Source organism: Luteimonas composti (assembly GCF_042678665.1).
In the GTDB taxonomy this organism is placed as follows: domain Bacteria; phylum Pseudomonadota; class Gammaproteobacteria; order Xanthomonadales; family Xanthomonadaceae; genus Luteimonas; species Luteimonas composti.
In genome coordinates this window covers 13514-37582 of the sequence record NZ_JBHTKU010000003.1, presented here as the reverse complement: position 1 = coordinate 37582, position 24069 = coordinate 13514, and the positions used below count along the sequence as shown (strand labels likewise).

The 24069-nt window shown below is 70.9% G+C and carries 20 protein-coding genes; 7 read left to right on the top strand and 13 right to left on the bottom strand.

Annotated features, from left to right (window positions below):
* Nucleotides 1–27 precede the first annotated feature (27 nt).
* Entirely contained in the window at nucleotides 28–681 is a 654-nt protein-coding gene (locus ACFQ2D_RS08975) for a protein-L-isoaspartate O-methyltransferase family protein (protein WP_280942170.1), read from the bottom strand.
* A 134-nt stretch (nucleotides 682–815) separates the two neighbouring features.
* Nucleotides 816–1469: a TetR/AcrR family transcriptional regulator gene (locus ACFQ2D_RS08970; RefSeq protein ID WP_280942169.1), complete on the bottom strand. Its 654-nt coding sequence runs from the start codon at nucleotides 1467–1469 to the stop codon at nucleotides 816–818.
* 70 nt (nucleotides 1470–1539) lie between these two features.
* Here ACFQ2D_RS08970 and ACFQ2D_RS08965 point away from each other — a divergent pair, with 70 nt between their 5' ends.
* Together ACFQ2D_RS08965 and ACFQ2D_RS08960 are read left to right on the top strand one after the other, a co-directional pair.
* On the top strand, nucleotides 1540–2679 hold the full coding sequence (locus ACFQ2D_RS08965; RefSeq protein ID WP_280942168.1) for an efflux RND transporter periplasmic adaptor subunit: 1140 nt from the start codon (nucleotides 1540–1542) through the stop codon (nucleotides 2677–2679).
* Nucleotides 2680–2709: 30 nt separating this feature from the next.
* Entirely contained in the window at nucleotides 2710–5958 is a 3249-nt protein-coding gene (locus tag ACFQ2D_RS08960; protein ID WP_280942167.1) for an efflux RND transporter permease subunit, read from the top strand.
* A 145-nt stretch (nucleotides 5959–6103) separates the two neighbouring features.
* Here ACFQ2D_RS08960 and ACFQ2D_RS08955 read toward each other — a convergent pair whose 3' ends face one another.
* Nucleotides 6104–6994 (bottom strand): LysR family transcriptional regulator, encoded by an 891-nt coding sequence (locus tag ACFQ2D_RS08955; protein WP_280942166.1) that lies wholly within the window; start codon nucleotides 6992–6994, stop codon nucleotides 6104–6106.
* A gap of 128 nt (nucleotides 6995–7122) precedes the next feature.
* Between ACFQ2D_RS08955 and leuC the strand changes: the two genes are divergently transcribed.
* A complete protein-coding gene (gene leuC / locus ACFQ2D_RS08950) occupies nucleotides 7123–8550 on the top strand; it encodes a 3-isopropylmalate dehydratase large subunit (protein ID WP_280942165.1) in 1428 nt (475 codons plus the stop codon).
* Nucleotides 8551–8561: 11 nt separating this feature from the next.
* Entirely contained in the window at nucleotides 8562–9209 is a 648-nt protein-coding gene (gene leuD / locus ACFQ2D_RS08945) for a 3-isopropylmalate dehydratase small subunit (protein ID WP_280942164.1), read from the top strand.
* A 48-nt stretch (nucleotides 9210–9257) separates the two neighbouring features.
* Here leuD and gdhA read toward each other — a convergent pair whose 3' ends face one another.
* From gdhA to ilvC, 8 genes are all read right to left on the bottom strand, one after another.
* Complete coding sequence (gene gdhA / locus ACFQ2D_RS08940) at nucleotides 9258–10601, bottom strand: NADP-specific glutamate dehydrogenase (protein WP_280942163.1); 1344 nt, start codon at nucleotides 10599–10601, stop codon at nucleotides 9258–9260.
* A 38-nt stretch (nucleotides 10602–10639) separates the two neighbouring features.
* Nucleotides 10640–11698 (bottom strand): 3-isopropylmalate dehydrogenase, encoded by a 1059-nt coding sequence (leuB, locus tag ACFQ2D_RS08935; RefSeq protein ID WP_280942162.1) that lies wholly within the window; start codon nucleotides 11696–11698, stop codon nucleotides 10640–10642.
* A 92-nt stretch (nucleotides 11699–11790) separates the two neighbouring features.
* Nucleotides 11791–13341 carry a 2-isopropylmalate synthase gene (locus ACFQ2D_RS08930; protein ID WP_280942161.1) on the bottom strand — a complete coding sequence of 517 codons (1551 nt, stop codon included), beginning with the start codon at nucleotides 13339–13341 and terminating at the stop codon, nucleotides 11791–11793.
* On the bottom strand, nucleotides 13338–14453 hold the full coding sequence (locus ACFQ2D_RS08925) for a threonine dehydratase (protein WP_342457124.1): 1116 nt from the start codon (nucleotides 14451–14453) through the stop codon (nucleotides 13338–13340). The genes ACFQ2D_RS08930 and ACFQ2D_RS08925 overlap by 4 nt, the downstream gene beginning before the upstream one ends.
* Complete coding sequence (locus ACFQ2D_RS08920) at nucleotides 14453–15382, bottom strand: aminotransferase class IV (protein ID WP_280942160.1); 930 nt, start codon at nucleotides 15380–15382, stop codon at nucleotides 14453–14455. The genes ACFQ2D_RS08925 and ACFQ2D_RS08920 overlap by 1 nt, the downstream gene beginning before the upstream one ends.
* A 30-nt stretch (nucleotides 15383–15412) precedes the next feature.
* Nucleotides 15413–15649 (bottom strand): ACT domain-containing protein, encoded by a 237-nt coding sequence (locus ACFQ2D_RS08915; protein WP_280942159.1) that lies wholly within the window; start codon nucleotides 15647–15649, stop codon nucleotides 15413–15415.
* Complete coding sequence (gene ilvG, locus ACFQ2D_RS08910) at nucleotides 15633–17396, bottom strand: acetolactate synthase 2 catalytic subunit (protein WP_280942158.1); 1764 nt, start codon at nucleotides 17394–17396, stop codon at nucleotides 15633–15635. Before ilvG ends, ACFQ2D_RS08915 begins: the two co-directional genes overlap by 17 nt.
* Entirely contained in the window at nucleotides 17396–18388 is a 993-nt protein-coding gene (ilvC, locus tag ACFQ2D_RS08905) for a ketol-acid reductoisomerase (RefSeq protein ID WP_280942157.1), read from the bottom strand. The genes ilvG and ilvC overlap by 1 nt, the downstream gene beginning before the upstream one ends.
* A gap of 364 nt (nucleotides 18389–18752) precedes the next feature.
* On the opposite strand from ilvC, the gene ilvD reads away from it, so the two are divergent.
* Both ilvD and ACFQ2D_RS08895 read left to right on the top strand, forming a co-directional pair.
* Complete coding sequence (gene ilvD / locus ACFQ2D_RS08900; RefSeq protein WP_280942156.1) at nucleotides 18753–20591, top strand: dihydroxy-acid dehydratase; 1839 nt, start codon at nucleotides 18753–18755, stop codon at nucleotides 20589–20591.
* Nucleotides 20592–20650: 59 nt separating this feature from the next.
* The gene (locus ACFQ2D_RS08895; protein WP_280942155.1) at nucleotides 20651–21523 is read left to right on the top strand and encodes a phosphate/phosphite/phosphonate ABC transporter substrate-binding protein; all 873 of its coding nucleotides are present in this window, start codon (nucleotides 20651–20653) and stop codon (nucleotides 21521–21523) included.
* Here ACFQ2D_RS08895 and ACFQ2D_RS08890 read toward each other — a convergent pair.
* Nucleotides 21477–22733 carry a 6-phosphofructokinase gene (locus ACFQ2D_RS08890; protein WP_280942154.1) on the bottom strand — a complete coding sequence of 419 codons (1257 nt, stop codon included), beginning with the start codon at nucleotides 22731–22733 and terminating at the stop codon, nucleotides 21477–21479. The two genes, ACFQ2D_RS08895 and ACFQ2D_RS08890, sit on opposite strands and share 47 nt — an antisense overlap.
* A 127-nt stretch (nucleotides 22734–22860) precedes the next feature.
* On the opposite strand from ACFQ2D_RS08890, the gene ACFQ2D_RS08885 reads away from it, so the two are divergent.
* Nucleotides 22861–23439, top strand: coding sequence for an adenylate kinase (locus tag ACFQ2D_RS08885; protein ID WP_280942153.1), 579 nt, complete (start codon nucleotides 22861–22863; stop codon nucleotides 23437–23439).
* 34 nt (nucleotides 23440–23473) lie between these two features.
* Here ACFQ2D_RS08885 and ACFQ2D_RS08880 read toward each other — a convergent pair whose 3' ends face one another.
* Nucleotides 23474–23974, bottom strand: a complete 501-nt coding sequence (locus ACFQ2D_RS08880) for a DUF411 domain-containing protein (protein ID WP_280942152.1) — start codon at nucleotides 23972–23974, stop codon at nucleotides 23474–23476.
* Nucleotides 23975–24069 lie beyond the last annotated feature (95 nt).

Below are 24069 nucleotides of genomic sequence, written 5' to 3'. Positions count from 1 at the left end.
ATCCTTGGCGATGAATGCGGGAACGTGTCAGAACTTGAATTCGGCCGGGGGTTCGGCGCCGGCGAGGTAGGCCAGCCCGGTTTCGAACAACGATTCGGTGCGGGGGCCGTTGACCTCGCCGTGCACCAGCACCGCTTCCATGGCCGGGGCGCGGCCCTGCACCACGAACATCCGCCCACCCGGACGCAGCCACTCCAGGAAACGTGACGGCAGGGTGTCGACCGCGCCCGACACGCAGATCGCGTCGAACTGCCGGCCCGGCGTCCAGGCGAAGGCGTCGGCGGCGATCACGGAGACGTTGCCCAGGCCCTGCGCCTGCAGGCGGGCGGCGGCGGCTTCGGCCAGGTCGGCGTGGCGTTCGATGCTGGTGACCTCGCGCGCCAGCGAGCCCAGGCAGGCGGCCATGAAGCCGCTGCCGGCGCCGATCTCCAGCACCGCCTCGCCACCCTGCAGTTCCAGCGCCTGCAGGGCGCGGCCTTCGAGCACGGGCTTGAACATGGTCTCGCCATGGCCGATCGGCAGCTCCAGGTCGGCATAGGCCAGGGCCCGGTGGCGCTCGCCCACGAACGCCTCGCGCGGCAGGCGCGCCAGCACGTCCAGCACGCGCCCGTCAAGCACGTCCCAGGGGCGGACCTGCTGCTCGACCATGTACTCGCGGGCCTTGGCGAAATCGAACGTCATCTTGCTGTCCGGAAAAGGGAAGGGGGTTTGCGATTCTACCGGCCCGGCCGTGCAAATTCCCCGGCGGCCATCATCGCCAGCGGGTCTGGACGGACTGAGTGCCGGAAGTCACCGGGACCGACGGCCTGCGGCGCTCAGGCCCGCTGCCGGTCGTAGGCCCGCAGGAACATGTCGACGGTGGCCGCGATGTGCTCGTCCACCGCGGCTGCGCTCGGTCGCTCGCACAGGCCGCAGGCCAGCCGCGTGTGCAGGTCGCCCTTGAGCAGGGCGAAGAACTGGCGCGCGGCACGCGGCAGGTCGGGGATGTCGAGCTCGCCGGCGCGAGCCTCCAGGAAGGCGGTGAAGGCCTGCTGCACCCGTTCCGGGCCGGCTTCCCAGAAGAGCTGGCGCAGCCGTTCGTCGCCCCCCGGGCTCATCATCATCCGGTGCGTGGCCAGGGCCTCGTCGCTGACGATCATGGCGAAGAAGGCGCGCGCGATGCCCTCCAGCTGGGAGCGCAGCGGCGCGGAAGGGTCGGCGACGAACAGGTCCCCGGGCATCAGCGAGTCGCAGACCAGCCGGACGGCCTCGCCGAACAGGGTCTCCTTGTCGCCGAAATGGCTGTAGACGGTGAGCTTGGAGACGCCGGCCTCCGAGGCGATCTGGTCCATGCTCGCGCCCTCGAAGCCGAGCCGCGTGAACATGCGCCCGGCGGCCTCCAGGATCGCCGCACGCTTGGCGAGGTCCTTGGGGCGGCCGGGGCCTGCGCTCGGTCTGGTCGCGGCAGCGGGCGGGAGCTTGGGCACCATTCGCGGAATACTAGACTAATCGGTTTGCTATTTATACTCTGCGCGTCCCTCCATTCACCCGGCGCTGCGGATGCGCAACCAGGACCGTCGTCTTCCCGTCTGGATCGGCCTGGCGCTGGCCGGACTGCTCTCGGCCTGCAGCGGCGGCGATGCCGCCGACCCGGCGCCCCGCCCGGTCCTGGTGGAACGGCCGCAGGGTGGGCCCGATGCCGCCATCGCCACCTTCGCCGGCGAGATCCGCGCCCGCCGGGAAAGCCCGCTCTCGTTCCGCATCGGCGGCAACCTGGTGCGCCGGCTGGTGGACGCGGGCGAACGCGTGCGCGAGGGCCAGGTGCTGGCCGAACTCGATCCCGGCGACCAGCGCCTGCAGGCCGAGGCCGCGCGGGCGCAGCTGGCGGCGGCCGAAGCCGAACTGGCGCGGGTGCGGGCCGATCGCGCCCGCTACCAGACCCTGGCCCGCGACCAGCTGGTCAGCCGCTCGGCGATGGACGCCCAGGACGCCGCCTGGCGCGCGGCCGAGGAACGGGCGCGCACCGCCCGGGCCCAGCTGGACGTGGCCAGCAACCAGGCCGCCTACGCGACGCTGCGGGCGCCGCGCGATGGCGTCATCGCCAGCCGCGCGGCCGAGGCGGGCCAGGTCGTGGCCGCCGGCCAGGCGATCTATACCCTGGCCGGCGACGACGGCCGCGAGGTGGCCATCGCGCTGCCGGAATCGCGCATCGGCGAGTTCCGCCTGGGGCAGGAGGTGGAGGTCGAACTCTGGGACGCGCCGGGCGAGCGCATGCGCGGCAGCATCCGCGAGATCGCCGCCGCCGCGGATCCGCAGGCGCGCACCTTCGCCGCCCGGGTCGCGCTCGCGCCCGAGGCCGCCGCGCGGGCGGCGCTGGGCCAGAGCGCGCGGGTGTTCGTGGCCCGCAACGGCGAGCGCGCCGCGCTGAGCGTGCCGCTGTCGGCGCTGCAGCCCGGGCCCGGCGGCGGGCATGCGGTGTGGGTGGTCGCGCCCGGCACGGGCGCGCTGCGGCTGGTGCCGGTCCAGGCGGGCACGCCCGGGCAGGCGCGGGTCCCGGTGCTGTCCGGGCTGTCGCCGGAGGACTGGGTGGTGTCCGCGGGCGGGCACCTGCTGCGCGAGGGCCTGGTCGTGGCTCCGGTGGATCGCGACAACCGGCCGGTGGTCGTTGCGAGCGCCGCCGGCGCGGACGCGCCCAGGTGATCGCGGCCTGTCGCAGGCGGGGACGCTGACATGCGCTTCAACCTGTCCGAATGGGCGCTGCGCAACCGCAGCCTGGTGCTGTACGCGATGATCGTGGTCGCGATCGGCGGCGCGCTGTCCTACCTGCAGCTGGGGCGTTCGGAGGATCCGCCCTTCACCTTCAAGGCGATGGTGATGCGCACGCTGTGGCCGGGTGCCACCGCCGAGGAAGTCTCGCGCCAGGTCACCGAGCGCATCGAGAAGAAACTCATGGAAACCGGCGAGTACGAGTTCATCCGTTCGTACTCCAGGCCCGGCGAGTCGCAGGTCATCTTCATGGCGCGCGACTCGATGCATTCGCGCGAGGTCCCCGCGCTCTGGTACCAGGTGCGCAAGAAGATCGGCGACATCCGCGCGACCCTGCCCGACGGCGTCGTGGGTCCGTTCTTCAACGACGAGTTCGGCGATACCTTCGGCAACATCTACGCGCTTACCGGCGAGGGCTTCGACTACGCCGTGCTCAAGGACTACGCCGACCGCGTACAGCTGCAGCTGCAGCGCATCGACAACGTCGGCAAGGTCGAGCTGATCGGCCTGCAGGACGAGCGCATCTGGATCGAGGTCAGCAATACCCGCCTGGCCACGCTGGGCATCCCGATGGAAGCAGTGCGCCAGGCGCTGGCGCAGCAGAACGCGGTGGCGCCCGCCGGCTTCTTCGAGACGCCCAGCGACCGTGTGCAGCTGCGCGTGGATGGCGCTTTCGCTTCGGTCGAGGAGATCCGCGACTTCCCGATCCGCGCCGGCGACCGCAGCATCCGCCTGGGCGACATCGCCAGCGTCCGTCGTGGCTTCTCCGACCCGGCTGCGCCGCGCATGCGCTTCATGGGCCAGGACGCGATCGGGCTTGGCGTGTCGATGCGCGAAGGCGGCGACATCCTGCGTCTTGGCGAGACGCTGGACTCGGCCTTCGACCGGATCCGGCTGACCCTGCCCGCCGGCATGGAACTGCGCAAGGTCACCGACCAGCCGGCCGCGGTACGCGATTCGGTGGGCGAGTTCGTCAAGGTGCTCGCCGAAGCCGTCGCGATCGTGCTGCTGGTCAGCTTCTTCTCGCTGGGCTTCCGCACCGGGCTGGTGGTGGCGGTGTCGATCCCGCTGGTGCTGGCGATGACCTTCGTGGTCATGGACTGGTTCGACGTCGGCCTGCACAAGATCTCGCTGGGCGCGCTGGTGCTGGCGCTGGGCCTGCTGGTCGACGACGCAATCATCGCGGTCGAGATGATGGCCATCAAGATGGAACAGGGTTTCGACCGCTTCCACGCGGCCGGCTTCGCCTGGACCAACACCGCGTTCCCGATGCTCACCGGCACCCTGGTCACCGCCGCCGGCTTCCTGCCGATCGCCACCGCGGCCTCGGGCGTGGGCGAGTACACGCGCTCGCTGTTCGAGGTGGTGACGATCGCGCTGGTGGTGTCGTGGATCGCCGCGGTGCTGTTCATTCCCTGGCTGGGCGAGAAGATGTTGCCGGACATGCAGGCGCATGCGGCAAAGCCGACGCTGCTGCAGCGCGCGTCGGGATTTCTCTCACGCTCGCGGCTTTTCTCCCTCCCCCGCCTGCGGGTGAGGGTCGGGGTGGGGGCGCGCCGCGAAGCGGCGCCTGCCGACGTGGCAACCGGATCGCCCCAACCCCAACCCTCCCCCGTGCACGGGGGAGGGAGCAGTGGTGCGCACGATCCCTACCAGACCGGTTTCTACCAGCGCTTCCGCGGGCTGCTGGACTGGTCGCTGCGCTGGCGCTGGCTGGTGATCGGCGCGACGGTCGCGGCCTTCCTGCTGTCGCTGGCGCTGTTCCGCTTCGTGCCGCAGCAGTTCTTCCCGGATTCGACCCGGCTCGAACTGATGGTCGACATGGAACTGGCCGAGGGCAGTTCGCTGCGCGCGACCGAGGCGCAGGTGCGCAGGCTCGAGGCCATGCTCGACGGACGCGACGGTATCGAGGACTACGTGGCCTACGTCGGCACCGGTTCGCCGCGCTTCTACCTGCCGCTGGACCAGCAGCTGCCGCAGACCAACTTCGCACAGTTCGTGGTGCGCGCCAGCGACCTCGAGGCGCGGGAGTCGGTGCGCGACTGGCTGCTGGACGAGGTGGTGGCGCGTTTCCCCGAACTGCAGTTGCGCGTGACGCGCCTGGAGAACGGCCCGCCGGTGGGCTATCCCGTGCAGTTCCGCGTGTCGGGCGAGCACATCGAACGGGTGCGCGAACTGGCCGGCCAGGTCGCCGATCGGGTGCGCGCCAATCCGCACCTGGCCAACGTGCACCTGGACTGGAGCGAGCCGAGCCGCGTGGTCCGATTGCGCATCGACCAGGATCGCGCCCGTGCGCTGGGCATCAGTTCGCAGCGCGTGGCGCAGTTCCTGTCCGGCTCGCTCAGCGGCCTGCAGGTGAGCACCTATCGCGAGGGCAACGAGCTGATCGGCGTGCTGCTGCGGGGCACGGCCGAGGAGCGGACGCACCTTGAACTGCTCGGCAGCCTCGCGATCCCCGGCGAGGGCGGGCCGGTGCCGCTGTCGCAGGTGGCCACGCTGGAGTACGGCTACGAGGACGGGATCATCTGGCATCGCGACCGCCTGCCCACCATCACCGTGCGCGCAGACATCCACGGCGCGCTCACCCCGGCCACCGTGGTGGCGCAGATCCTGCCGACGCTGGAGGACGTCCGTGCGGCGCTGCCCCCCGGCTACCTGCTCGAGACCGGCGGCACGGTGGAGGACTCCGCGCGCGGGCAGGACTCGATCAAGGCCGGCCTGCCGCTGTTCCTGGTGGTGGTGGTGACCCTGTTGATGCTGCAGTTGCGCAGCCTGTCGCGTTCGCTGCTGGTGCTGCTCACCGCGCCGCTCGGGTTGATCGGCGTCACCCTGTTCCTGCTGGCCTTCCGGGTGCCGTTCGGCTTCGTCGCGATGCTGGGCACGATCGCGCTGGCCGGCATGATCATGCGCAATTCGGTGATCCTGGTCGACCAGATCGAACAGGACATCGCCGCCGGCCACGCGCGCTGGGAGGCGGTGATCGACGCGACGGTGCGCCGTTTCCGCCCGATCGTGCTGACCGCGCTGGCGGCGATCCTGGCCATGATCCCGCTCTCGCGCAGCGCCTTCTTCGGGCCGATGGCGGTGGCGATCATGGGTGGCCTGACGATCGCCACCGTGCTGACCCTGGTGTTCCTGCCGGCGCTGTACGCCGCCTGGTTCCGCGTGCGCCGCGACGAACCGCTGCCGGACGTGGTGCGGAGCGCGCCGTAGCGAGCGCTCTGGTCCATCGTGCGCTCGCCGGCCTTGCCTCCTGCCCCGCGCGCGCGGCAGGTTGCGCTGGGGCAGTCCGAGGCGACGTCCGGTCCGCGCGCCCATCCCGGCTTTTCGCCGCGGTAGGGGAGGGAAAGGCGCGAGCTCAGGTCGCTCCGGTCCTCCTGCCGCCCGCCGCCCCGTCCAGCAGCGCCATGAACGCGCGCGCCGCATTCGACAGCGTGCGCCCGGTGTGGCTGACATGGCCCAGCTGCCGGCGCAGGCGAATGCCGGGCACGCGCAGCACGCGCGTCTGCGCGTCGAGCATGGTGTGCGGCAGCACGCTCCAGGCCAGGCCCACCGAGACCAGCATCTTCAGCGTCTCCATGTAGTTCGTGGTCATGCGCAGCTGCGGCGCGAGCCCGGCCGAGGCGAAGCAGTCGGCGACGATGCGGTGGGTGAAGGTGTTGGCGTCGGGCAGTACCGCAGGATGCGCCGCGATCCCGTCCAGGCGCACCGTCCGGCGCGCCGCCAGCGGATGGTCGGGCGCGACCACGAACTCCAGCGGGTCGTCCCACACCGGCACCGCTTGCAGCGGCGGCGCGGCGGGCCCGAGCGTGGTCAGCGCCAGCTCGGCGCGCCCCCCCAGCACCTGCGCCCACGCGCGCTCGGAGTCGAGGAACTGGATGTCCAGCGCCACGGCCGGGTGCGACTGGCTGAAGGCGCGCAGCAGCGGCGGCAGCCGGTGCAGGCCGACGTGGTGGCTGGTGGCCAGGCTCAGGCGCCCGCCGACCTCGGCATCGAGGTTCCCCAGCGCGCGGCGGCTGTCGTCGAGTTCGGCGAGGATGCGGCGCGCGCGCGGCAGCAGGGCGAGGCCGGCCTCGGTCAGCGCCACCTCGCGGCCCACGCGGTCGAACAGCCGCCGTCCGAGCTGCGCCTCGAGCGCGGCGATGCGCTTGCTGACCGCGGGCTGGGTCAGGAACAGCCGCTCGCCCGCGGCGGAGAAGCTGCCGGTGTCGGCAATGGCGACGAAGGCATCGAGCGCGCCCAGGTCCATGATTCGTGTCCGGAATGGAATGGATGAAAAATATGAATTGGAGTTATCGGTCGCAAGTGCCTAGCATGGCCGTGCGCGTGGCCTGGGCCGCGTGCCACCCGGACCACGGACCAGACGGAAACAGACCGATGGCAGGCAAGACGCTCTACGACAAGCTGTGGGAGATGCACGAGGTCAAGCGCCGCGACGACGGTTCCTCGCTGATCTACATCGATCGCCACATCCTCCACGAGGTCACCTCGCCGCAGGCCTTCGAAGGGCTGCGCCTCGCCGGCCGCAAGCCCTGGCGCGTGGACGCCAACATCGCCACGCCGGACCACAACGTGCCGACCACGAAGGCCGAGCGCCAGGGCGGGCTGGACGCCATCGTCGACGAAGTCTCGCGCCTGCAGGTGCAGACCCTCGACGAGAACTGCGACGACTTCGGCATCCTCGAGTTCAAGATGAACGATGCGCGCCAGGGCATCGTCCACGTGGTCGGTCCGGAGCAGGGCGCGACCCTGCCGGGCATGACCGTGGTCTGCGGCGATTCGCATACCTCCACGCATGGCGCCTTCGGTGCGCTGGCGCACGGCATCGGCACCTCGGAGGTCGAGCACGTGCTGGCCACGCAGTGCCTGGTGGCCAAGAAGATGAAGAACATGCAGGTGCGCGTCGAGGGCGAACTCGGCCCCGGCGTCACCGCCAAGGACATCGTGCTGGCGGTGATCGGCCGCATCGGCACCGCGGGCGGCAACGGCCATGCGCTGGAATTCGCCGGGAGCGCGATCCGCGACCTGTCGATCGAAGGCCGCATGACGATCTGCAACATGGCGATCGAGGCCGGCGCGCGCGTGGGCATGGTCGCTGTCGACGACAAGACCATCGACTACGTGAAGGGCCGCCCGTTCGCGCCGAAGGGCGCCGACTGGGACGCGGCCGTCGCGCTGTGGAAGACCCTGGTGTCGGACGACGACGCGCACTTCGACACCGTGGTCGAGCTGCGCGCCGGGGACATCAAACCGCAGGTCAGCTGGGGCACGTCGCCGGAGATGGTGCTGGCGGTCGACCAGAACGTCCCGGATCCGGCGCGCGAAGCCGATCCGGTCAAGAAGGATTCGATCGAGCGCGCGCTGAAGTACATGGGGCTGCAGCCGAACCAGCCGATCCGCTCGATCCGGCTCGACCGCGTGTTCATCGGCTCCTGCACCAACTCGCGCATCGAGGACCTGCGTGCCGCCGCCCAGGTCGCGCGCGGACGCAGGGTCGCCGCCAACGTGAAGCAGGCGCTGGTGGTGCCGGGCTCGGGCCTGGTCAAGGCGCAGGCCGAGGCCGAGGGCCTGGACAAGGTCTTCATCGAGGCCGGCTTCGAGTGGCGCGAGCCGGGCTGCTCGATGTGCCTGGCAATGAATCCCGACAAGCTGGGCGCCGGCGAACACTGCGCCTCCACCTCCAACCGCAACTTCGAAGGCCGCCAGGGTGCCGGTGGGCGTACCCACCTGGTCAGTCCGGCGATGGCCGCCGCGGCCGCCGTGGCCGGCCACTTCGTCGACGTGCGCGAACTGACGCCAGCCTGAGGCCCGCCGAGATGAAAGCGTTCACCACCCATACCGGCCTGGTCGCCCCGCTGGACCGCGCCAACGTCGACACCGACCAGATCATCCCCAAGCAGTTCCTGAAGTCGATCAAGCGCACCGGCTTCGGCCCCAACCTGTTCGACGAATGGCGCTACCTCGACGTCGGCCAGCCCGGGCAGGACAACAGCCACCGCCCGGTCAACCAGGGCTTCGTGCTGAACTTCCCGCGCTATGCAGGGGCCAGCGTGCTGCTGGCCCGCGAGAACTTCGGTTGCGGCTCGTCGCGCGAGCACGCGCCGTGGGCGCTGGAGGAGTACGGCTTCCGCGCCATCATCGCGCCGAGCTTCGCCGACATCTTCTACAACAACAGCTTCAAGAACGGCCTGCTGCCGATCGTGCTGGCGGACGGCGAGGTCGATGCCCTGTTCGCGCAGTGCGAGGCGACCGAAGGCTACCGGCTCACGGTCGACCTGGACGCGCAGACGGTCATGCGTCCGGATGGCGTGCAGTACCGCTTCGAGGTCGATGCCTTCCGCAAGCACTGCCTGCTCAACGGCCTCGACGACATCGGCCTGACCCTGCAGGAGCGCGAGGCGATCGCGGCGTTCGAGGCACGCCACCGCGCCGCCCAGCCCTGGCTGTTCGGCGCCGCAGGCTGACGTCCTGACGATGGATGCGCCGTCTCCGGCCGGTGCATCCTTCGCGGCTCAGTACACGCCCTGCGACAGGATCGCGTCGGCGACTTTCACGAAGGCGGCGATGTTGGCGCCGTCCACGTAGTTGACGCTGCCGTCCTCGCGCTTGCCGTGGCGCACGCAGTGGCCGTGGATCTCCTTCATGATCGCGTGCAGCCGCTCGTCCACCTCGGCATGGTGCCAGGACAGGCGCAGCGAGTTCTGGCTCATCTCCAGGCCCGAGGTCGCCACGCCGCCGGCGTTGCTGGCCTTGCCCGGCGCGTACAGCGTGCCCGATTCGAGGAACACGTCGACCGCCTCGAGCGTGGACGGCATGTTCGCGCCTTCGGCGACGCAGACCACGCCGTTGCCCACCAGGGTGCGCGCGTCGTCGCCGTCGAGTTCGTTCTGGGTGGCGCAGGGCAGGGCGATCTCGGCCGGGATATGCCAGGGCCGCTTGCCGGGCAGGTAGTCGAAGCGCGCGTCGCCGGCGAGTTCGGACAGCCGGCCGCGGCGCAGGTTCTTGAGCTCCGCGACCTCGCGGATGGCCTCGGCGTCGAAGCCGTCGCGCGCGTAGAGCGTGCCGTCCGAATCGCTGAAGGTCAGTACCTTGCCGCCCAGTTCGTCGGCCTTGAGCGCGGCGAACTGCGCGACGTTGCCCGAACCGGACACCAGCACGCGCGCGCCCTGTGTCTCGCGGCGCGCGTGGTGCAGCATCTGCTCGACGAAGTAGACCGTGCCGTAGCCGGTCGCTTCCGGCCGCATCAGGCTGCCGCCGTAGGACAGACCCTTGCCGGTGAACACGGCGCCGGCATGGTTGGACAGCTTCTTCATCATGCCGGCCATGTAGCCGACCTCGCGCGCACCGACGCCGATGTCGCCGGCGGGCACGTCGGTGTCCGGGCCGAGGTGGCGGTGCAGTTCCAGCATCAGTGCCTGGCAGAAGCGCATCACTTCGCCGTCGCTCTTGCCCTTGGGATCGAAATCCGCGCCGCCCTTGCCACCGCCCATGGGCAGGGTGGTGAGCGCGTTCTTGAAGGTCTGTTCGAACGCCAGGAACTTCAGGATCGACAGGTTCACCGTCGGGTGGAAGCGCATGCCGCCCTTGAACGGCCCGATCGCCGAACTGTGCTGCACGCGCCAGGCGCGGTTGACCTGGACCTGGCCGCGGTCGTCCACCCAGCTGACCCGGAACTGGATGACGCGCTCCGGTTCGACCAGGCGCTCCATCAGGCCGTCGCGGCCGTACTCGGGGAAGCGATCCAGGAACGGCCACAGGCTGGCCGTGACCTCCTTCACCGCCTGCAGGAACTCGGGCTGGCCGGGATCGCGCCGCTCGATGCGCGCGAGGAAGTCGTTCCGGGAAAGCATCGCCATCTGGGTCCTCTGTCTGTGCGCGCCGACCGCCGCCAGGGTCAGCCGAGGCGCTCGATCACGGCGCGCGCCGCGCCGGCGGTATCCACGCCCTGGCCGGGCGCGGCGAGATCGGTGGTGAACACCTTCGCGTCCAGCGCCGCGGACACGGCGGCCTCGACTGCCTCGGCCTCCTCGACCAGTCCCAGCGAGTGGCGCAGCAGCAGCGCCGCACTCAGGATCGTCGCGTAGGGGTTGGCGATACCCTTGCCGGCGATGTCGGGGGCCGAGCCGTGGATCGGCTCGTAGATGCCCACCTTGCCCGCGCCCAGCGAGGCCGAGGCCAGCAGGCCCAGCGAGCCGGCCAGCATCGAGGCCTCGTCGGTGAGGATGTCGCCGAACATGTTCTCGGTGACGATCACGTCGTAGGCGCGCGGCCTGGACAGCAGGTGCATGGCCATCGAGTCGACCAGCTGGTGTTCGACCGTCACGTCCGGGAACTCCTCGCGCATCACGCGCGTGGCGACGTCGCGCCACAGGCGCGAGGTCTCCAGCACGTTGGCCTTGTCCACCGAGGTCAGGTGGCCGCGACGCTGGCGCGCGAGCGCCCCGGCGCTGCGCACCACGCGCTCGACCTCGGCCACGCTGTAGCGGCACAGGTCGGTGGCCTCGGTGTCGCTGCGGTTCTTGTCGCCGAAATAGATGCCGCCGGTGAGCTCGCGCACCACCACGATGTCCACGCCCTCGAGCAGATGGGACTTGATCGGCGAGGCGCCCAGCGCCGAGGCATGCGGTCTGACCGGACGCAGGTTGGCGAACAGGCCCAGCGCCTTGCGGATCGCCAGCAGGCCCTGCTCGGGTCGCACCTTCGCGTTGGGGTCGGACCACTTGGGGCCGCCCACGGCGCCGAGCAGGATCGCATCGGCCTTGCGCGCAGCCTCGAGCGTCGCCGCCGGCAGCGGCTCGCCGTGGCGGTCGATCGCGATGCCGCCGATGTCGTGCTCGGCGAAGGAGAAGCTGTGGCCGTAGCGCTTCGCGACGGCGGCGAGGACGGGCAGTGTGGCGGAGACGATCTCGGGGCCGATGCCGTCCCCGGGTAGTACGACGATGTCAGCGTGCATGGACTTCTGTGGCAGCGTGGAAAAGGCGCGCGGGCGGGCCCGCGCGTGCGTGTCGGGCCGGCCCCGCAGGCCGGCGGCGGCGGAGCGGTGGATCAGGCCGTGGCGCGGGCGTCGACGCCGGGCGTGGCCGACGGCGCGCGGCGCAGGATGCGGTTGGCCACGTCCAGCCAGGCCAGCGCGCTGGCCTCGATGATGTCGCGGCTGGTGCCGCTGCCCTGGTACTCGACGCCCTCGTGGTGCACGCTCAGCGAGGCTTCCCCCTGCGCGTCGGTGCCCAGGCCGACGCTGTGCACGCTGTAGCTTTCCAGCGACAGCTTGACGCCGGTGGCGTTGGACAGCGCCGCGAACAGCGCGTCCACCGGGCCATCGCCCAGCGCGCTCTCGCTCAGCTTGCGGCCATCCGGATCCGACAGTTCGACCTGCGCGCTGGCGCGCTGGCCGCGGTCGCTGATCGTCATCGACGACAGCCGGTAGCCCTGACCGACGGTGCCGCCGTCGATCAGCCGCTCCAGGTCGTCGTCCTCGACCACGCGCTGCTGCTCGCACAGCTCCTTGAAGCGCGCGAAGACCTGGTCGAGCTGCTCGTCCTCCATGGTGTAGCCCAGCGCGCGCAGGCGATGGCCGACCGCGGCGCGGCCGCTGTGGCGGCCCAGCACCATCTTGGTGTCGGGCCAGCCCACGTCGGAGGGATTCATGATCTCGTAGGTGCTGCGGTTGCGCAGCATGCCGTGCTGGTGGATGCCCGACTCGTGCGCGAACGCGTTCTGGCCGACGATCGCCTTGTTGCGCTGGACCGGCATGCCGATCAGGCGCTGCAGCAGCTGCGAAGTGGGCACCAGCCGGCGGGTGTCGATGCGCGTGTCGATGCCGTAGAAGGCGTTGCGCACCTTCAGCGCCATCACCAGCTCCTCCAGTGCCGCGTTGCCGGCGCGCTCGCCGATGCCGTTGATCGTGCATTCGATCTGGCGCGCGCCGCCTTCCATCGCCGCCAGCGAATTGGCCACCGCCAGCCCGAGGTCGTTGTGGCAGTGCGCGCTGAAGATCACGTCCTTCGCGCCGGGGATGTTGGCGATCATGCGCTCGAACAGCCCGCGGATCTCCTCGGGCGTGGTGTAACCCAGCGTGTCGGGCACGTTGATGGTGGTGGCGCCGGCGGCGATCGCCACGCCTACCGCCTCGTGCAGGAAGTCCTCCTCGGTGCGGGTGCCGTCCTCGGGCGAGAACTCGATGTCCTCGACGTACCGGCGCGCCAGCGCCACGTGGGTGCCGATCGAGTCGATCACCTGCTGCCTGCTCATGCGCAGCTTGTGTTCGCGGTGCAGCGGGCTGGTGGACAGGAAGACGTGGATGCGCGGCTTCGCCGCCCCTTCCAGGGCGCGTGCCGAGGCCTCGATGTCGCCCGGCAGGCAGCGCGAGAGCACCGCCAGCGTGGTGCCGCGCAACTCGCGCACGATCTGGGCGGTGGCGTCGCGGTCGGACTGCGAACTGGCCGGAAAGCCGGTCTCGATGATGTCGACGCCGAGTTCGGCGAGCGCACGCGCCATCACCACCTTCTGCTGCGGGGTCATGCTGCAGCCGGGCGACTGCTCGCCATCGCGCAGGGTGGTGTCGAAGATGCGTACGTGTTCGGTGGTGGTGCTCATGCGAGGAGTTCCTCGGGAATGCTCTTGCGGATGGTACTGGCTGCGGCGCCTGGGCGCGGCGGTGCTTCGGTGGCGGGCGGGAGAAGGCCGGCGGGGAGCGGGGGTTGCTTGCCCGCCGGCAATGGAAGTCGCTCGCGCACGCGCCGGCGCGGCTTGCGCGGCGGACGCGGGCGAACCTCCGAGAGCAGGGTGGCGAGCACGCCGGCGTCGAGGTTGCCGCCGGAGACCACCGCGCACTTGCGCTTGCCGGCCACGCGCTTGCCGGCGGCCAGCGCCAGCGCGCCGGCGCCCTCGGCGATCACGTGCTCCTCCAGCGCCAGCCGCACCAAGGTCTCGCGCAGTTCGGCCTCGCGGACGATGACGATGTCGTCGAGCAGCTCGCGCAGGATCTGCTCGGTCAGGTAGCCGGGCTCCTTCACCCGGACCCCGTCGGCCAGGCTGGCGCGGGGATCGACCAGGCTGCGGTCGCCGCGCAGCGCGCGGGTCATCGAATCCACGCCCTCGACCTGGGCGCCAACGATGCGCACGCCCTGCGACTTCAGCGCCAGCGCCACGCCGGAGGCCAGGCCGCCGCCGCCGATCGGCACCAGCACCACGTCCGGCTCCATCGCCGCGGCGATCTCCAGGCCCACCGTGCCTTGGCCGGCGATCACGTCCGGGTCGTCGAAGGCCGAAAGCAGGCGGAAGCCGTTCTGCTCGGCCAGCTCCTTCGCGAAGGCCTTGGCCTCGTCGTAGGTCTCGCCGTGCAGGCGCACGGTGGCGCCCCAGTGGGCGACGCCGGCCACCTTGGTCTCCGGTGCGCTGCGCGGCATCACCGTGATCGCGGGAATGCCCAGCCGGTAGGCGGCCCAGGCCATGCCCTGGGCGTGGTTGCCGGCCGAGGCGGTGATCACGTAGCGGTCGTCGCCGCGCTCGCGCGCGGCCAGCAGCGCGTTGAGCGCGCCGCGCACCTTGTACGAACCGGTGCGCTGCAGGTTCTCGAGCTTGAGCCAGGTGCCGAAGCGTTCGGCGTAGTGCGTCGGGGTGACGTCCAGGTACCTGCGCAGCCGCGCCTGCGCCGCCAGCACGTCGCTGGCGGTCACGTCGATGGCGCTGGCTACGGCAGGGTCCATCAGACCGCCGTCAGCCAGTGGCGCCAGGCGGGCTCCTGGCCGCGCACCACGCGCGCGTACAGCGCCTGCAGTTCGCGCGTCACCGGATTGTCGCCGTAGACGCGCTCCTCGATCTGCGCCACCGGCGCCACCTCGGCGGCGGTGCCGCAGGCGAACACCTCGTCGGCGTCCAGCAGCTCCGACAGCGGCACCCTGCGCGATTCGGCGCCGGTGAGCTGCAGCAGGGTGTCGCGGGTGATCCCGGGCAGGGCGTCGCGGTGCTCGACCGCGGTCAGGCGCCCGTCCCGGACCATGAACACGTTCGCGCCGGTGCACTCGACCACGTTGTTCTCGCGGTCGGTGAACAGGGCCTCGTCGAAGCCGCGGGCCTTGGCCTCGCGCTTGGCCAGGATCGAGTTGACGTAGCCGCCGCACAGCTTGAGCGGCGGCAGCGAATCGGCCGGGTTGCGCCGCCAGCTGCCCACGCCCAGGCGCGCGCGGCTGCCGTTGAGATGCACGTGGGTGGCGGTGGTGGCGACCATCATGTGCGGCACGTGGCCTTCCACGTCGAGGCCGAAGCTGCCTTCGCCGAACCAGGCCAGCGGCCGGATGTAGGCATCGCGGTGGCCGTTGGCGCGCAGCGTCTCCAGCGTCGCCAGGGCGCACTGCGCGGCGTCGAACGGCAGGCCGAACATCTCGGCGCCCTTGCGCATGCGCTCCAGGTGCTCGGGCAGCCGGAACACCGCCGCGCCGTCGTCCGTGGCGTAGGCGCGGATGCCTTCGAACACGCCGCTGCCGTAGTGCATCGCGTGCGTGGTCAGGCCCGCGGTCAGCTCTTCGGCAGGCACCAGGGCGCCATCGAACCAGGACAGGGTCTGTGCGGGGGCGGGTTGCGCCGAAGCCGCGTGGCGGGCCTGTGCTTCGGCGATGGGGGTGACGGTGGCGCTCATGGCGGGTCCGGAGGAGGGGGGAGGACGGGATCAGGGACAGGGCTGGACCTGGACGGACAGGCAGTCGTAGAGCTTGGACAGCTGCGCCTGCAGGGTGGTGTCGGCGCGTTCGCCCTCGACGGTCACGCGCAGACGCCACTGCTCGCCGTCCGCGCCGGCTTCGCCATCGACCGAGAGCGGCCGGAAACCGCGGCGCTCGGTCGCGCCGAGCACGCGCGGCAGCACGCCCTCGGCGCGGCGCAGGACGAAGTCAAGCTGGTAGCGCATTGCTCGGGGCTCCGGAGGCGGGCGTGGGCGCGGAGGCGGAGGCCGGTTCGCCGGTATCCAGCGTGCCGGCGTCGTCGGGATCCATCATCTGCGCGTTGTTGTGATTGGGCGGGACCAGCGGCCAGACGTTGGCGGCGGTGTCGATGGCCACGTGCAGCAGCGCCGGGCCTTCGGCCGCGAGCAGGGCACGCAGCGCGTCGTCGACGTTCGCCGCCCTGTCCACGTGCAGGGCCTCGATGCCGAAGGCGCGCGCGACCTCGGCGAAGTCCGGGTTGTCGGACAGGTCGATCTCCGAATAGCGCTTCTCGAAGAACAGCTCCTGCCACTGGCGGACCATCCCCAGCGCGGAGTTGTCCAGCAGGATGATCTTCACCGGCAGCCGGTAGCGGCGGATGGTGGCGAGCTCCTGGATGTTCATCATGAACGAACCGTCGCCGCTGACGCAGATCACCTGCGCGGCCGGGCTTTCGGCCTGGGCGCCCATCGCCGCGGGCAGGCCGAAGCCCATCGCGCCGAGGGCGCCGCTGGTCAGGTGCTGGCGCGGATGCTGGAAACGCCAGTGCTGCGCCACCCACATCTGGTGCTGGCCGACGTCGCAGGCGACGATCGCGTGCGGCGCCAGCTCGCTCATGCGCTTGAGCAGGGCGGGCGCGTAGACCTTGTCGCCCGGTGCGTCGTAGCGCGCCGCATGGCGGCTGCGGCGCTCGGCGCAGGTCTCGCGCCAGGCCTTGCGCGCGGCGGCGTGGCGTCCTTCCATCTGCGCCGCCAGCGGCGCGGCGAGGCGGCCCAGGCTTTGCGCCAGGTCGCCGGGCACCGACACGTCGACGCTGCGCAGCTTGCCGATCTCGCAACAGTCGCCGTCCAGGTGCACCACGCGCGCATTGGGCGCGAATTCGGCCAGCTTGCCGGTGGCGCGGTCGTCGAAGCGCGCGCCGACCACGAACAGCAGGTCGCATTCCTGCACCGCCATGTTGGCCGCGCGGCTGCCGTGCATGCCCAGCATGCCCAGGTTGGACGGGTGCTGCGCCGGCAACGCGCCCAGCGCCTTGAGCGTGAGCACGGTGGGCAGGCCGGTGAGGTCGACGAACTCGCGGAAGGCGTCGATCGCATCGCCCAGCACCACGCCGCCGCCGGCATAGACCACCGGCCGCGTGCACTGCGAGATCAGCGCGGCGGCCTCGTGCAGCGACGCGTCCGGCGGGCCCGGCACCGGCTCGACCGGCAGCGGCGAGTGCACCGGCAGGTGCGCGGCATCCGCCATCTGCACGTCCTTGGGCAGGTCGATCAGCACCGGCCCGGGACGCCCGCTGCGGGCGATGCGGAACGCCTCGGCGAACATCCGCGGCAGCTCGTCGACGCTGCGCGGCAGGAAGCTGTGCTTGACGATCGGCATGGTCATGCCGAACACGTCCAGCTCCTGGAACGCGTCGGTGCCCATCAGGAAGGTCGGCACCTGGCCGGTGAGGACCACCATCGGGACCGAGTCGAACATGGCGTCGGCGATGCCGGTCACCAGGTTCGACGCGCCGGGCCCGGACGTCGCGACGCAGACGCCGACGCGGCCGCTGGCGCGCGCGTAGCCGTTCGCGGCGAACGCCGCTCCCTGCTCGTGGCGCACCAGCACGTGCTTCAGCGACGCGCCGTGCAGCGCGTCGTAGAACGGCATGATCGTGCCGCCGGGGTAGCCGAAGAGCGTGTCAACGCCCTCGGCCTCGAGTGCCTGCACCAGCCAGTGCGCACCGTTCATCACGCGGCCTCTTTCTGTTCCTTCGGGGAGTTGTCCAGCCACACCATCTTTTCGCGGAGCTTCTTGCCGACCTGCTCGATCGGATGCTCCAGGTCGGCCTGCTTGTACCTGTTGTAGTTCGGCAGGCCGGCCTCGTACTCGGCCACCCAGTTCTTGGTGAAGGTGCCGTCCTGGATGTCCTTGAGCACCTCGCGCATGCGCTCCTTGGTGCCGGCGTCGATCACGCGCGGCCCGCTGACGTAATCGCCGTACTGCGCGGTCTCGGACACGAACTCGAGCATGCGGGTGATGCCGCCTTCGTAGAACAGGTCGACGATCAGCTTCAGCTCGTGCAGCACTTCGTAGTAGGCGATCTCCGGCTGGTAGCCGGCTTCCACCAGCACCTCGAAGCCGGCCTGGACCAGCGACGAGGCGCCGCCGCACAGCACGGCCTGCTCGCCGAACAGGTCGGTCTCGGTCTCTTCCTTGAAGGTGGTCTCGATCAGGTTGGCGCGCGCGCCGCCGAGGCCGCCGGCATAGGCCAGCGCGTAGTCCTTGGCCCTGCCGCTGCGGTCCTGGTGGATGGCGTAGATGCAGGGCACGCCGCGGCCGATCTCGTACTCGCGGCGCACTAGCGCGCCCGGACCCTTGGGCGCGACCAGCACCACGTCCAGGTCGTCGCGCGGGGCGATCATGCCGAAGTGCACGTTGAGCCCGTGCGCGAACAGCAGCACCGCGCCCTGGCGGAGGTTCGGCGCCAGCACCTCCTCGTAGAGCTTCTTCTGCACCATGTCCGGCGTCAGCACGGCCACCAGGTCGGCGTCCTTCACCGCCTCGGCCGGCGCCTTGACGTTGAAGCCGTCGGCCTTGGCCTTGGCTTCCGTCGGGCCGCCGGGGCGCAGGCCGACCGTGACGTCGAAGCCCGAGTCGCGCAGGTTGAGCGCGTGGGCACGACCCTGGCTGCCATAACCGACGATGGCGATGCGGGGCTTGGGGATCGAAGGCTGGGTCATGTCTGGGCTCTCTGCGGAACGGTGTGTTGGATGGGGTGGATGCAAGGCAACAAAAAACCCCGCCCTTGCGGTGCGGGGTTCAGCGATTTGGCGCTTCCTGCTTACGCGCCCGACCGACCCGCACCTGTTGGCGAGGTAATAAGGCCGAGTACGAGAATGGACGCCGGGCTGGCGTCGGGGGCATGCGTCGCAGGGGTGTGGCGGTGCAGCATTCCTGCAAACTACCCCCGCGTTTCCGGCCTTGTCAAGCGCAAGCCTTGACAAAATCGATCTGATTTCGTTGCCAGTGAAATCATTGCAGCCGAAACGTCGCAAAGCCCGCAGAATCCCGGCTTTGACGCATTGCGTCATCCCCACGAAGTCCATGCCCGAATACCGTTCGAAAACCTCCACCCATGGCCGCAACATGGCCGGTGCCCGGGCGCTGTGGCGCGCCACGGGCATGCGCGACGAGGATTTCCAGAAGCCCATCGTCGCCATCGCCAACTCCTTCACCCAGTTCGTGCCCGGGCACGTGCACCTGAAGGACCTGGGCCAGCTGGTCGCGCGCGAGATCGAGCGCGTCGGCGGGGTGGCCAGGGAGTTCCACACCATCGCGGTCGACGACGGCATCGCGATGGGCCACGACGGCATGCTCTATTCGCTGCCCAGCCGCGAGGTGATCGCCGACTCGGTCGAGTACATGGCCAATGCGCACTGCGCCGACGCGCTGGTGTGCATCTCCAACTGCGACAAGATCACGCCGGGCATGCTGATGGCGGCGCTGCGGCTCAACATCCCGACGGTGTTCGTCTCCGGCGGGCCGATGGAGGCGGGCAAGACGCGTCTTGCCGACCACAAGCTCGACCTCGTCGATGCGATGGTCATGGCCGCCGATCCTTCCGCGACCGACGAACAGGTCGCCGCGGTCGAGCGCAGCGCCTGTCCGACCTGCGGTTCGTGCTCGGGCATGTTCACCGCCAACTCGATGAACTGCCTGACCGAGGCGCTGGGCCTGTCGCTGCCGGGCAACGGCACCCTGCTCGCCACGCACGCCGACCGCGAACAGCTGTTCCTGCGCGCCGGCCGCACCGCGGTGGAGCTGGTGCATCGGTGGTACGGCGACGGCGACGGGCGCGCGCTGCCCCGCGGCATCGCCACCTTCGAGGCGTTCGAGAACGCGATGACGCTCGACATCGCGATGGGCGGTTCGACCAACACCATCCTGCACCTGCTGGCCGCGGCCCGCGAAGCGGAAGTGCCGTTCACCCTGCACGACATCGACCGGCTGTCGCGGCGCGTGCCGCAGCTGTGCAAGGTCGCGCCCAACACGCCCGACTACCACGTCGAGGACGTGCACCGCGCCGGCGGCATCATGGCCATCCTCGGCGAACTGGCGCGCGGCGGGCTGCTGCACGCCGATGCGGCGACCGTGCATGCGCCGACGCTGGCCGAGGCGATCGCGCGCTGGGACATCGCGCGCAACGATGACGAGGCGGTGGCGACGTTCTATCGCGCCGGCCCGGCCGGCATTCCGACCCAGGTCGCCTTCAGCCAGGCCACGCGCTGGCCCACGCTGGACGCCGACCGCGCCGGCGGCTGCATCCGCAGCGTCGAACACGCGTATTCGCGCGACGGCGGGCTGGCGGTCCTGCGCGGCAACATCGCCCCCGACGGCAGCGTGGTGAAGACCGCCGGCGTGGACGAATCGATCCACGTGTTCGAGGGCAGCGCCCGCGTGTTCGAAAGCCAGGACGCGGCGGTCCAGGGCATCCTCGGCGACGAGGTGCAGCCGGGCGAGGTGGTGGTGATCCGCTACGAAGGTCCCAAGGGCGGCCCGGGCATGCAGGAGATGCTGTACCCGACCAGCTACCTGAAGTCCAAGGGGCTGGGCAAGCGCTGCGCGCTGCTCACCGACGGGCGCTTCTCGGGCGGCACCTCGGGCCTGTCGATCGGGCACGTGTCGCCCGAAGCCGCGGCGGGCGGGACGATCGGCCTGGTGCGCGACGGCGACCGGATCCGCATCGACATCCCCGCCCGCGCGATCGAACTGCTGGTGCCGGAGGACGAACTGGCCGCGCGCCGCGCCGCGCAGGACGCCGCCGGCTGGAAGCCGGCGCAGCCGCGCCCGCGCCGGGTCAGTGCCGCGCTGAAAGCCTACGCCCTGCTCGCGACCAGCGCGGACAAGGGCGCGGTGCGCAACCTGGAGATGCTGGAGGCCTGAAGCGCGCGGCCGGCACGCCGGGCAAAGCCGCAGCCGCGGTGCGCGTGCTAGCGTGCCGCATGCTCCGGATTCTCCTGCCCCTGCTCCTGCTGTCGATCCCCGCCGCCGCGCGCGCGGACGATGCGCCGCTGGTGGTCGGGACCTACGCCTATCCCGCGCGCGACCGGGCCACCGCCATCGCGCCGCTGGCCGATTACGTGTCCACCGTCGCCGGGCGGCCCACGCAGCTGCGCCTGTGGCCTTCGCCCTCGGCCCTGGTGGCGGGATTCCGCGCCGGCGAGGCCGACGTCATCGTGCCCAACCTGCATGCCTACCTGCAGGCGAGGGACGGCGCGGTCACGCTGCCGGTGCCGGACGTGCCGGCGGAGCAGGCCGCCCGCTATCGCGCGGTGATCGTGGCACGCGCCGTCGACGCGCTCGAGGCGCTCGACGTGGAGCGGGCGGCATCGTTGCGGCTGGCGCTGGTGGGCGAGGATTCGGCTTCCGGCGGCTTCGTGCCGCTGGCACGGCTGCGCGGGGCCGGATTGACCGCGGAAGATTTCGCGCAGGTGGTCTACGCCGGCTCGCACGAGGCGGCGCGGCTCGCGCTGCAGGAAGGGCGGGTCGAGGTCGCAGCCCTCGCCGCCGACGTCTACGACGCCATGCCGGTGGCCGGTGCCACGGTCCTGTGGCGCTCGGCGGCGATTCCGCCGGGACCGCTGCTGTGCCGCAGGGATGCCCGGGTGCCCTGCGCCGACATCGCGGAGGCCCTGCTCGAGGCACACCGTGCCGCGCCCGCGGTACTGCAGGCGCTGCGCGCGGGGTGGCCCGAGTTCGGCGATGCCCCGCGTTTCGTGGAGGCCGGCGCGATCGCGGATACGATCGACGCCGGCCGCCGGGGCCCGCTCAGCCTTCCCAGGCCGGCAGCTTCTTCTTCACCGCCACGTTCTTGAGCGTCACGTAGGCCGGGATGCCGTCCTTGCCGTAAGGGGGCGGCAGCTCGCCGCGGATCAGCGGCTGGAGGTAGGTGCGGGCCTTGTCGGTGATGCCGTAGCCGTCGCGGCGGATGAAGTTCTTCGGGAACTTCTTCTCGTGGTTGGCCACCTTGTCCAGCGGCGCGCTGCCGATCCTCCAGCGATAGGGCTGGTCGGAGGTGCGCACGATCACCGGCATGGTGGCGTTCTGGCCCTTGAGCGCGAACTGCACCGCCGCCTTGCCCACCGCGACCGCCTGGTCCACGTCGGTCTTCGAGGCCAGGTGGCGCGCCGAGCGCTGCAGGTAGTCGGGCAGGGTCCAGTGCACCTTGTAGCCGAGCTGGTCCTTGACCTTGCCGGCCAGGTAGGAGGCCACGCCGCCGAGCTGGGTGTGGCCGAAGGAATCCTTGCCGCCGCCGGAATCCGCGACGAAACGCCCGTCGGCGGTCTGGATGCCCTCGCTGGCGACGACCACGCAGTAACCCACGCGCTCGACCACCTTCTTCACGTTCTTGAGGAAGTCGGCCTCGTCGTAGGGGCGCTCCGGGAACAGGATCAGGTGCGGCGCCTGGTCCGGGCCGTTGCCGGCCAGGCCCGCGGCGGCGGCCAGCCAGCCGGCATGGCGGCCCATGGCTTCGTAGACGAAGACCTTGGTCGAAGTCTCGGCCATCGCCGCCACGTCCAGCGCGGCCTCGCGCACCGACACCGCGGTGTACTTGGCGGCCGAACCGAAACCGGGGCAGCAATCGGTCACTGCCAGGTCGTTGTCGATGGTCTTGGGCACGCCGATGCAGGTCAGCGGATAGCCGAACTCGGCCGCCAGCCTGGAGACCTTGTTGGCGGTGTCGGCCGAATCGTTGCCGCCGTTGTAGAGGAACCAGCGCACGTCGTGGGCCTTGAACACCTCCAGCAGGCGCTCGTACTTCGCGCGGTCGGCCTCGACCGACTTGAGCTTGTAGCGGCAGGAGCCGAATGCGCCGCCGGGCGTATGGGCGAGGCCGCGGATGGCGGCCGCGGTCTCCTTCGAGGTGTCCACCAGCTCCTCGCGCAGGGCGCCGAGGATGCCGTTGCGCGCCGCCAGCACCTTGATCCCGCGGGCGCGGGCCTCGGAAATCACGCCCGAGGCGGTGGCGTTGATGACGGCGGTGACACCGCCGGACTGGGAATACAGGAGGGTTCCGGAAGCCATATGCGCCTATTGGAGAAGGTCGGAGGACGGGTTCGATGGGTTAAAGTGGCGCCTGAATCGGCGGTGGCGGCCCGAGTGTAGCAACGGTCTGCGGCCGCTTCCGGTCTGGTTTCTGTGGGAGTCCTCGATGCGATTGGTACTGTTGGGAGCGCCCGGCTCGGGCAAGGGCACGCAGGCGGCACGGCTCAAGGAGCACCTGCAGGTCCCGCACATTTCCACCGGCGACCTGCTGCGCGCCGAAGTGGCGGCGGGCTCCCCGCTCGGGCTGCAGGCCAAGGAAGTGATGGCCCGCGGCGAGCTGGTCAGCGACGACATCCTGCTGGGGATGCTCAAGGACCGCTTCTCGCGCGACGACACCCGCGCCGGCTTCATCCTCGACGGTTACCCGCGCAACCTTGCCCAGGCCGCGGCCCTGGACGAGCTGCTGGCCGCCCTGGGGCAGAAGTTCGACGCCGCCGTGCAGCTGACCGTCGACAACGAGCTGATCATCGATCGCCTGGCCGGCCGGGCCAAGGCCGAGGGCCGCGCCGACGACAACCCCGAATCCGTGCGCAAGCGCCTGGAGGTCTACGACCAGCAGACCGCGCCGGTGATCGAGTTCTACCGCCAGCACGGCCAGCTGACCATCGTCGACGGCGTCGGCGGCCTGGACGAGGTGTTCAACCGCATCATCGAGGCGATCGCCCCGGAGAAGGCGGTCGGCTGACCGGCCGCTGCGGGCGCCACGCCCGCTTGCGCCTTCAGTCGCGCGGGTAGCGGCTGTACTCGCGGCTGCTGCCGTCCTCGAGCACCAGCATCACCGCGTAGGGCTGGACGATGCCCTCGGGGTGCTCCATGCCCGGCGAGCCCAGCGGCATGCCGGGCACCGCCAGTCCCTTCGCCGCCGGGCGCTCGCGCAGCAGGCGCGCGATGTCCGCCGCCGGCACGTGGCCCTCGACGAAATAACCCCCGACCTCGGCGGTGTGGCAGGACGCCATCGCCTGCGGCACGCCGGCGGCGTCCTTGACCGTGGCCATGTCCTCCACGTCCTGCGCCTGCACCGGGAAGCCGGCATCGCGCAGGTGCTCGATCCAGACGCTGCAGCAGCCGCAGCTCGGGTGCTTGCGCACCGTGACCAGGGGTAGGTCGGCGGACCGGGCGGCCGCGGTCGCGGCGGTCGCCGTGGTCGCGTCGCCGCCGGAGCCGACGGCGTTGCAGCCCAGCAGCAGCGCCAGCGCGGCGGCGGAGGAGAGGCGGATCATGCGGAAGTCCTCGGAAATCGACCGGCGCAGTCTAGCGCCCGGTCCCGCCCCTGGCCTTGACCGGCATCAGCCGGCGTCGCGCGGCTTTGGTTAAA

Coding starts and splice junctions, on each gene's coding strand:
- ACFQ2D_RS08975 (WP_280942170.1), bottom strand. CDS start 681: ATGACGTTCGATTTCGCCAAGGCCCGCGAGTACATGGTCGAGCAGCAG.
- ACFQ2D_RS08970 (WP_280942169.1), bottom strand. CDS start 1,469: ATGGTGCCCAAGCTCCCGCCCGCTGCCGCGACCAGACCGAGCGCAGGC.
- ACFQ2D_RS08965 (WP_280942168.1), top strand. CDS start 1,540: ATGCGCAACCAGGACCGTCGTCTTCCCGTCTGGATCGGCCTGGCGCTG.
- ACFQ2D_RS08960 (WP_280942167.1), top strand. CDS start 2,710: ATGCGCTTCAACCTGTCCGAATGGGCGCTGCGCAACCGCAGCCTGGTG.
- ACFQ2D_RS08955 (WP_280942166.1), bottom strand. CDS start 6,994: ATGGACCTGGGCGCGCTCGATGCCTTCGTCGCCATTGCCGACACCGGC.
- leuC (WP_280942165.1), top strand. CDS start 7,123: ATGGCAGGCAAGACGCTCTACGACAAGCTGTGGGAGATGCACGAGGTC.
- leuD (WP_280942164.1), top strand. CDS start 8,562: ATGAAAGCGTTCACCACCCATACCGGCCTGGTCGCCCCGCTGGACCGC.
- gdhA (WP_280942163.1), bottom strand. CDS start 10,601: ATGGCGATGCTTTCCCGGAACGACTTCCTCGCGCGCATCGAGCGGCGC.
- leuB (WP_280942162.1), bottom strand. CDS start 11,698: ATGCACGCTGACATCGTCGTACTACCCGGGGACGGCATCGGCCCCGAG.
- ACFQ2D_RS08930 (WP_280942161.1), bottom strand. CDS start 13,341: ATGAGCACCACCACCGAACACGTACGCATCTTCGACACCACCCTGCGC.
- ACFQ2D_RS08925 (WP_342457124.1), bottom strand. CDS start 14,453: ATGGACCCTGCCGTAGCCAGCGCCATCGACGTGACCGCCAGCGACGTG.
- ACFQ2D_RS08920 (WP_280942160.1), bottom strand. CDS start 15,382: ATGAGCGCCACCGTCACCCCCATCGCCGAAGCACAGGCCCGCCACGCG.
- ACFQ2D_RS08915 (WP_280942159.1), bottom strand. CDS start 15,649: ATGCGCTACCAGCTTGACTTCGTCCTGCGCCGCGCCGAGGGCGTGCTG.
- ilvG (WP_280942158.1), bottom strand. CDS start 17,396: ATGAACGGTGCGCACTGGCTGGTGCAGGCACTCGAGGCCGAGGGCGTT.
- ilvC (WP_280942157.1), bottom strand. CDS start 18,388: ATGACCCAGCCTTCGATCCCCAAGCCCCGCATCGCCATCGTCGGTTAT.
- ilvD (WP_280942156.1), top strand. CDS start 18,753: ATGCCCGAATACCGTTCGAAAACCTCCACCCATGGCCGCAACATGGCC.
- ACFQ2D_RS08895 (WP_280942155.1), top strand. CDS start 20,651: ATGCTCCGGATTCTCCTGCCCCTGCTCCTGCTGTCGATCCCCGCCGCC.
- ACFQ2D_RS08890 (WP_280942154.1), bottom strand. CDS start 22,733: ATGGCTTCCGGAACCCTCCTGTATTCCCAGTCCGGCGGTGTCACCGCC.
- ACFQ2D_RS08885 (WP_280942153.1), top strand. CDS start 22,861: ATGCGATTGGTACTGTTGGGAGCGCCCGGCTCGGGCAAGGGCACGCAG.
- ACFQ2D_RS08880 (WP_280942152.1), bottom strand. CDS start 23,974: ATGATCCGCCTCTCCTCCGCCGCCGCGCTGGCGCTGCTGCTGGGCTGC.